The 7,913-nt window shown below is 45.6% G+C and carries 6 protein-coding genes, 1 tRNA gene and 1 rRNA gene; 4 read left to right on the plus strand and 4 right to left on the minus strand.

Annotated features, from left to right (window positions below):
* Nucleotides 1-4: 4 nt before the first annotated feature.
* The 4 genes from accC to fis all read left to right on the plus strand — a co-directional run bounded on the left by accC (nucleotide 5) and on the right by fis (nucleotide 3,829).
* Nucleotides 5-1,348 (plus strand): acetyl-CoA carboxylase biotin carboxylase subunit, encoded by a 1,344-nt coding sequence (gene accC, locus D8S93_RS21445; RefSeq protein ID WP_005397839.1) that lies wholly within the window; start codon nucleotides 5-7, stop codon nucleotides 1,346-1,348.
* 165 nt (nucleotides 1,349-1,513) lie between these two features.
* The gene (gene prmA / locus D8S93_RS21455; protein ID WP_152815403.1) at nucleotides 1,514-2,401 is read left to right on the plus strand and encodes a 50S ribosomal protein L11 methyltransferase; all 888 of its coding nucleotides are present in this window, start codon (nucleotides 1,514-1,516) and stop codon (nucleotides 2,399-2,401) included.
* A gap of 139 nt (nucleotides 2,402-2,540) precedes the next feature.
* Nucleotides 2,541-3,509, plus strand: a complete 969-nt coding sequence (gene dusB / locus D8S93_RS21460) for a tRNA dihydrouridine synthase DusB (protein WP_005382505.1) — start codon at nucleotides 2,541-2,543, stop codon at nucleotides 3,507-3,509.
* A gap of 23 nt (nucleotides 3,510-3,532) precedes the next feature.
* Complete coding sequence (gene fis / locus D8S93_RS21465) at nucleotides 3,533-3,829, plus strand: DNA-binding transcriptional regulator Fis (RefSeq protein WP_000462885.1); 297 nt, start codon at nucleotides 3,533-3,535, stop codon at nucleotides 3,827-3,829.
* A gap of 74 nt (nucleotides 3,830-3,903) precedes the next feature.
* On the opposite strand, the gene D8S93_RS21470 is transcribed toward fis, so the two are convergent.
* From D8S93_RS21470 to rrf, 4 genes are all read right to left on the minus strand, one after another.
* Nucleotides 3,904-5,061 (minus strand): MFS transporter, encoded by a 1,158-nt coding sequence (locus tag D8S93_RS21470; RefSeq protein WP_152815406.1) that lies wholly within the window; start codon nucleotides 5,059-5,061, stop codon nucleotides 3,904-3,906.
* Nucleotides 5,058-6,629 carry an ABC-F family ATP-binding cassette domain-containing protein gene (locus D8S93_RS21475; protein ID WP_152815409.1) on the minus strand — a complete coding sequence of 524 codons (1,572 nt, stop codon included), beginning with the start codon at nucleotides 6,627-6,629 and terminating at the stop codon, nucleotides 5,058-5,060. Before D8S93_RS21475 ends, D8S93_RS21470 begins: the two co-directional genes overlap by 4 nt.
* A gap of 933 nt (nucleotides 6,630-7,562) precedes the next feature.
* Nucleotides 7,563-7,639, minus strand: a tRNA-Asp gene (locus tag D8S93_RS21480).
* Nucleotides 7,640-7,685: 46 nt separating this feature from the next.
* A 5S ribosomal RNA gene (rrf, locus tag D8S93_RS21485) occupies nucleotides 7,686-7,802 on the minus strand.
* Nucleotides 7,803-7,913 lie beyond the last annotated feature (111 nt).

The raw sequence follows: 7,913 nt of genomic DNA on the forward strand, positions 1-7,913 counted from the left end.
CCTTATGCTAGACAAAGTAGTCATCGCGAACCGAGGTGAAATTGCACTTCGTATTCTTCGCGCTTGTAAAGAATTAGGTATTAAGACCGTCGCTGTTCACTCGACAGCTGACCGCGATCTTAAGCACGTACTACTCGCAGACGAAACCGTATGTATCGGCCCTGCTCGTGGTATCGACAGCTACCTAAATATCCCAAGAATTATTTCTGCAGCAGAAGTAACAGGGGCCGTTGCCATTCACCCTGGTTACGGCTTCTTGTCAGAAAACGCAGACTTCGCTGAGCAAGTTGAGCGCAGTGGTTTCATCTTCGTTGGTCCAAAAGCAGACACTATCCGCCTGATGGGTGACAAAGTGTCGGCTATCAACGCAATGAAGAAAGCTGGCGTTCCTTGTGTACCTGGTTCTGACGGTCCTCTGGACAACGACGAAGAGAAAAACAAGGCGTTTGCTAAACGCATCGGTTATCCAGTCATCATCAAAGCGTCTGGTGGCGGCGGTGGCCGTGGTATGCGTGTCGTTCGCGCAGAAAAAGACCTAATCCAAGCGATTGCAATGACGCGTGCTGAAGCAAAAGCAGCGTTCAACAACGATATGGTTTACATGGAGAAATTCCTAGAAAACCCTCGTCACGTTGAAGTGCAAGTTATCGCTGACGGTCAAGGCGGCGCAATCCACCTTGGTGAGCGTGACTGTTCAATGCAACGTCGTCACCAAAAAGTAGTGGAAGAAGCGCCAGCACCAGGTATCACTGAAGAGATGCGTAAGTACATCGGTGAACGTTGTACTCGTGCATGTATCGAAATTGGTTATCGCGGCGCAGGTACGTTCGAATTCCTGTACGAGAACGGTGAATTCTACTTCATCGAAATGAACACTCGTATTCAGGTAGAACACCCAGTAACAGAAATGGTTACCGGCATCGACCTAATCAAAGAACAGCTTCGCGTTGCAGCGGGTCAACCTCTGTCATTCACTCAAGATGACATTAAGATCCGTGGCCATGCGATTGAGTGCCGTATCAACGCAGAAGACCCAGAACGCTTCCTACCGTCTCCAGGTAAGATAGAGCGTTTCCACGCGCCTGGCGGTATGGGTGTGCGTTGGGAATCACACATCTACTCTGGTTACACAGTACCACCTCATTACGATTCAATGATTGGTAAGCTAATCACGTACGGTGAAAACCGTGATGTGGCGATTGCGCGCATGAAGAATGCTCTGGGTGAGATGATCATCGAAGGCATCAAAACCAACGTGCCACTGCAATTCTCCATTATGAATGACGAAAACTTCCAGCATGGTGGTGCAAACATCCACTACCTAGAGAAGAAGCTCGGCTTACAATAAGCCTTAGCTAACGTCTTAAAAAATGCCCACACCCGTGGGCATTTTTGTTTTGTATGGACTCTAAGCATTCAACAAATACGTAGGCTTATTTGGGTATATACTCAAACAAATCGTAGAGTTCTGGTAAACTCTGCGCCACTTCATTCACTTTAAGAGCAAAAACCAATGCCTTGGATTCAAATCAAACTCAACGCGACCAATGAAAACGCTGAGCAAATCGGCGACATGCTAATGGAAGAGACTGGCGCGCTGTCTGTTACATTCTTAGACGCGCAGGATACGCCTGTATTCGAACCTCTACCTGGCGAAACTCGCTTATGGGGCGATACTGATATTCTGGCACTGTATGATGCAGAAGCAGACACTAACTTCATCATCGACCAAATTAAAGCGAGCAATATGCTGGCTGACAATTTTGCTTACAAAGTAGAACAGCTTGAAGATAAAGACTGGGAACGCGAATGGATGGAAAACTTCCACCCAATGAAATTTGGTGAACGCCTATGGATTTGTCCAAGCTGGCGCGACATTCCAGATCCTGACGCTGTTAATGTTATGTTGGATCCTGGCCTTGCATTCGGTACGGGTACTCACCCTACAACAGCACTTTGTCTTGAGTGGCTAGAAAGCATGAACTTAAGCGGTAAGACCGTTATCGACTTCGGTTGTGGCTCGGGCATTCTGGCGATCGCGGCGATCAAACTAGGCGCTGAAAAAGTGATAGGGATCGACATTGATCCTCAAGCACTGCTTGCTTCGAAAGACAACGCAGAGCGTAACGGCGTTGCCGACAAACTAGAAGTTTACTTACCGCAAAATCAACCTGAAGGTCTCGTCGCTGACGTCGTTGTGGCCAACATCCTTGCGGGACCTTTACGTGAACTTGCACCTATCATCAAAGGGCTAGTTAAACCAAATGGCAACCTCGCTATGTCCGGCGTATTAGACACCCAAGCCGAAGATGTTGCGAATTATTACCGTGACGAGCTTCACATTGACCCGATTGTTGAGCAAAGCGAATGGTGTCGCATCTCTGGTCGTAAGCAAGGCTAGACAAGGTTTTCAGAGCTAATTGTTTGAAATTCATACAATTTACAAAAACAATTTGTAAATGCTCAAATATTAGTCTTTTCACGCAGTGAAAAAATGCGTAAAATGCGCGCCCTTGCTGGTACAGAACTGTGATGACGTTTTGAAAATCGGAAACTATCAACTTAAGAACAATCTAATCGTAGCCCCTATGGCTGGTGTAACGGATAGACCGTTTCGCGAGTTGTGTCTTCGTTATGGTGCGGGAATGGCCGTCAGTGAAATGATGTCTGCTAACCCAAAACTATGGGGAACGTCAAAGTCGAAACAGCGCATGGTACACGAGGGCGAATCGGGCATTCGCTCTGTACAGATTGCGGGTTCCGATCCACAGCTTATGGCGGACGCAGCTCAATTCAGTGTTGAGAACGGTGCACAAATCATCGACATCAACATGGGCTGCCCGGCAAAAAAAGTGAATAAGAAGCTAGCGGGCTCTGCTCTGCTTCAATACCCAAACATTATCGAAGAGATTTTGAAAGCGGTTGTGAATGCAGTGGACGTTCCTGTAACGTTAAAGACTCGAACTGGCTGGGATACAGACAACAAGAACTGTGTCCAGATCGCTAAATTAGCCGAAAACTGCGGCATACAAGCTCTTGCTCTGCATGGCAGAACGAAAGCATGTATGTACAAAGGTGAGGCCGAATATGACAGCATTAAAGCGGTAAAAGAGGCGATTTCAATTCCGGTTATCGCGAACGGTGATATCGATAGCCCGGAGAAAGCCAAATTTGTACTGGAGTACACCGGTGCGGACGCTTTAATGATTGGACGCCCTGCCCAGGGTCGTCCTTGGATTTTCCAGGAAATCCATCACTATTTGGAAAACGGCACCACAATGGAGGAGCTTCCAACTGAGGAAGTGAAAACCATTATGCTTGGTCATGTAAATGCTCTGCATGAATTTTATGGGGAGTTCTTAGGTCCACGTATCGCGCGCAAGCACGTTGGGTGGTACCTGAAAGAGCATGAACAGGCAAGTGAGTTTCGCCGTACCTTCAACGCTATCGACGCAGCTCCGCTGCAAATTGAGGCGTTAGAAGGTTATTTTGATAACGTTGCATCATAATTAAGAGAAGAGCTAGACCGAATATGTTCGAACAAAATCTGACTTCAGAAGCATTAACAGTAACTACAGTAACGTCACAAGACCAGATTACTCAGAAGCCTTTACGTGACTCTGTTAAAGCGTCTCTTAAAAACTACCTTGCTCAACTAAACGGCCAGGAAGTAACAGAACTATACGAATTAGTTCTAGCTGAAGTTGAACAGCCACTACTAGATACCATCATGCAGTACACTCGCGGTAACCAAACTCGCGCGGCAACTATGATGGGTATCAACCGCGGTACTCTTCGCAAAAAACTTAAGAAATACGGCATGAACTAAGACCGGCTTTCAAAAAGTATTTGGAACAAGCCGTTACCTTTTTAGGTAACGGCTTTTCTTTATCTACTAAAACACTACGAATAACGCTCACTTTGTTCAGCATTACCAACTGGCTTTAATATAACTACCGCTGAGCCAAACAATAACAAAGCCACGACAGCGACCCATTCATGACCTACAGAATAAGCAAAGCCCGCCAAGGCAGACCAAATCGCGACACCAAAGTGCATCATACTCATTCCAGAAAACATCAGCACACCTCGATGTTCATCAGATAAGCTTGCTATATGTGCTTGTAACGCCGGAGAGCCTACCCCTCCAGCAAGAGACCAGAGCACTAGAGCTGGAAGATAAGCGGTCACCGTACTCATCTCATTTGAGAACACCCATGCACTGCAAGGTATGCACACCATTAAAGCCACTCGCATAACGGCTCGAGAGCTACCAAGCCAACGGCAAGCTCTCCCCACGCACATATTTCCAACCACACTCACGATCCCTAGAGCAGCATAAATAGCGCCCACCCAACCGAGCGCCAACTCGCTGGTATCTCGAATATGAAGGCCTATCAGGTTAAATACACCAATACCTCCCCCTAGGCCTAAACACATCGCTAGAATCGCCCTCAACGCGCCTGGAAGATGAATGACGTCTGTGATAGGTGGCAGAGTATCTGACTTCTTGGACTCATTATGCTTGTTGTTCATGAACACTACGCTCATGGCACCGACAAGAAGAGCCGCAACGCCCAAAATAATAAAAGCGGCACGCCATGATAAAAGCTGGGTCAGCAATGCTCCGATCGCTGGGCTGGTTATCATACCCAGCGTTAATCCCGCCTGAACCATCACAATTTGACGCATCGCTCTATTACCCTTCGCGTCTCCCGCCAACGCAAATGCAATTGGCAACATGCCTGCACTTGCAATACCTGTGATCACTCGACTTGCAATCGCAAGTTCAAAATCATGAACTATGCCCGTCGTAATAGACGCAACCCCAAATACGAAGCAAGCAGGCAACATGATACGAATACGCCCAACCCGGTCTGATAAACGTCCCAGGTAAGGAGCGCAAATTGCTATAGCTAAACTATATGCCGTAATAAATAACGTAACCTGACTCGGTTGAACACTTAAATCATTTCCGATAGGTTCAAGAATAGATCCAAGCATCAACTCATCAGCACCAACAAGAAAAGCAACAAGAAATAGGATCATGGACTGCATCATAGCTCCACCTCCTGTTCTGTTTCCGATTCAGCATAAGTGAGCAACGAAATATCTAAAACTCTATCAGGCCAAGATTGTAAAAACGCCTTCTCATGAGATACCACAATCACACTACCAGAAAAGCGCTGGAGAGCCTCTTTAAGCGCATTTTTACTGCTGCTATCCAAATGTGTCGTTGGCTCGTCCAACAGCAAAACATTGCATTTCTGGACTGATAAACAACAAAGTTTCACGCGAGTTTGCTCACCTCCACTTAATGTATCTAGGTGGCGCTGCGTCTTATCTCCGGTGACCCCAAAGCGAGCTAATATCTTGCGTGATTCTTTGCTTGATATCGTTGGATCACAAGAGCATAGCTCCTGCTCAGGCGTGTGCTGAGGGTGACGCCAAGACAAATCTTGAGAAAAATACCCAATCATTGCACCTTTTGCCAATACCACCTCACCAGAGATCGGCTCGATCTCCCCCATAAGGGTTTTAAGCAAAGTCGACTTACCTACGCCGTTAAAACCAGAAACGACCAACTTCTCCCCGCGCGCTAACGTGATATCAAGCGCAGGAAGCAGAGGCTGCTGATAACCTATCTTCAACGCTTTTGCGTCAATCACATACTGTTGCCCAATAGGCTGGTGAGCAAAGTCAAACATCGATACTTTCTCTATATGATTCAGTTGAATACGTTCGATTTTATCCAGTTTTTTCTTGCGTCCCTTAGCAAGACTCGCGTTAACTCCAGCGCCATTTTTGGCAATAAATTGCTCTAACTTTCGAATTTCATTTTGCTGAGCCTTATATTGCTTTTCTAACAAAGCACCGTCGTGATTCTTTTGCTGCATTGCTTTGACATAAGTGCCGCTGTATTTTCGGACCGTTTGATAATCAATATCACAAATACTGGTCGCTACTTGATTAAGGAAGTCAATATCATGAGAAACCAGTAAAACAGTGCCAGTGTACTCGTTGAGAAACGTGACCAACCATTCAATGTGCAGAGCATCAAGATAGTTTGTCGGCTCGTCGAGAATTAACACATCGGGGTTGCGGAGTAACAACCTCCCTAAAAGGACCTTGTGTCTTTGACCACCACTTAGCGAGACAAGCGGTGTATCTAAGCCAAATTGATAAATGCCAAGACCTACAGCAACTTGTTCAATTTTGGTATCAATTGCATAGAAGTCTTCATCTTCTAAATATGCCTGTAGTCGGGCGACTTGGCTTAAAAGAGATGTAGAGTGAGACTCGGTCATCGCCTGATACAAAGTCCAAAGCTTCTGCTCGGCAGCGTATAAGTTCTCAAAAGCACTCTTTAAGCATTCATAAACCGTCAGCGCATTATCCATCTTAAAATGTTGCTCTAAATACCCCACCTCAAGGTTTGGTAACCAGTCAATGCAGCCCTTATCTGCAGATAATTCACCGATAAGCAGTTTTAATAAGGTGCTTTTTCCAACGCCATTCGCTCCAGTGATACCTATTTTCTCTCCCACGTTAATTCGAAATGTCGCGTTGTTATATAAACTCTTATCAGCGATCTGATAAGACAAATTTTTAACTTGTAAAATACTCATGTTTTTAACCAAATAAAAAGGGCCGGTGATCAATACCGGCCCTTATTTCAATACTGGATAATGCTTTGTAGCTGCTTAACAGATACAAAAAGGCCGATGATGAAATATCACCGGCCATCTCTTCTCTTTTATCAGGTGTACAGACGCCTGCGTATAACTTCAGCGAAGTTACTCACGCATAAAACACCTGATGAAGATTAATTTAAGACTCCGAGCAACACTTCATCGCGTTTTTTGCACGGAGTTCAGCCTTCTTACAAAGCTTTTAAACAAGAGATATAACATGGTTTACTGTCGAAAAAACATTCGATGTGAAGCGTACACCTTTAGAATAAAAAGTGCCAGATAATTATTAAAACTATCGTGACTTACACGAAGGTCCACTGAAAGAAGACCTTTCCTCAGTCAATGTGCCAGGTGAACGACTTACTTAGCAAACACAGCTATGAGAGCACCTATACCGCTCACGTTATACGTACGTAGTGGTGGCTTTATCGGTTGGAGACGATTAGAGGGGAAGAAGTAGCAAATATCCTTTAAGGCAGGCACTGGCTTAAATAGATCTACAAACAAAATCCATGTTCGGAAAGTTTTAAATGCGCTGAGTTTATTTTCATGAGCGCCTGTGGCTAAATCAAAACATCTAAAGCAGAGAAATCTCCCCCGAAAATAACATAACCTAGTGAATAAACTTTCTAGGTAATAATAAAGGAAGCTTTGGTAAGTTAAGCACAGGGGCTCAAAACTAGAGCTCGAAACTGCAGAAACCACACAGAACTGCGCATCAACTCGTTCATGACAGGGCTTAGAAAGCATAGCGAAGAGGGAAGCCTACCTCTCGATGCAAGGTTTCAATATGGAAATGCGGTTAAGGGAAGTCGGGTAACCAAAACGAAAAAAGCCCCAGTCTTTCGACTGGGGGCTTAATATAAGTGGCGGAGTGGACGGGACTCGAACCCGCGACCCCCGGCGTGACAGGCCGGTATTCTAACCAACTGAACTACCACTCCGCAGTGGTATCACTCGCTTGTAATCAGCAAGTGTCCAAAATTTAAAGCCTGGCGATGTCCTACTCTCACATGGGGAAGCCCCACACTACCATCGGCGCTATTTCGTTTCACTTCTGAGTTCGGCATGGAAATCAGGTGGGTCCAAAACGCTATGGTCGCCAAGCAAATTCTTTAATTCGGAAAGCTGTTTTTAATTCTCGTTCTTACACATTCAACGTTCTTAGTTGAGTCCATCAAAACCCCTTGGGTGTTGTATGGTTAAGCCTCACGGGCA

The organism is Vibrio sp. VGrn 2 (assembly GCF_009361695.1).
Taxonomy (GTDB): domain Bacteria; phylum Pseudomonadota; class Gammaproteobacteria; order Enterobacterales; family Vibrionaceae; genus Vibrio; species Vibrio diabolicus.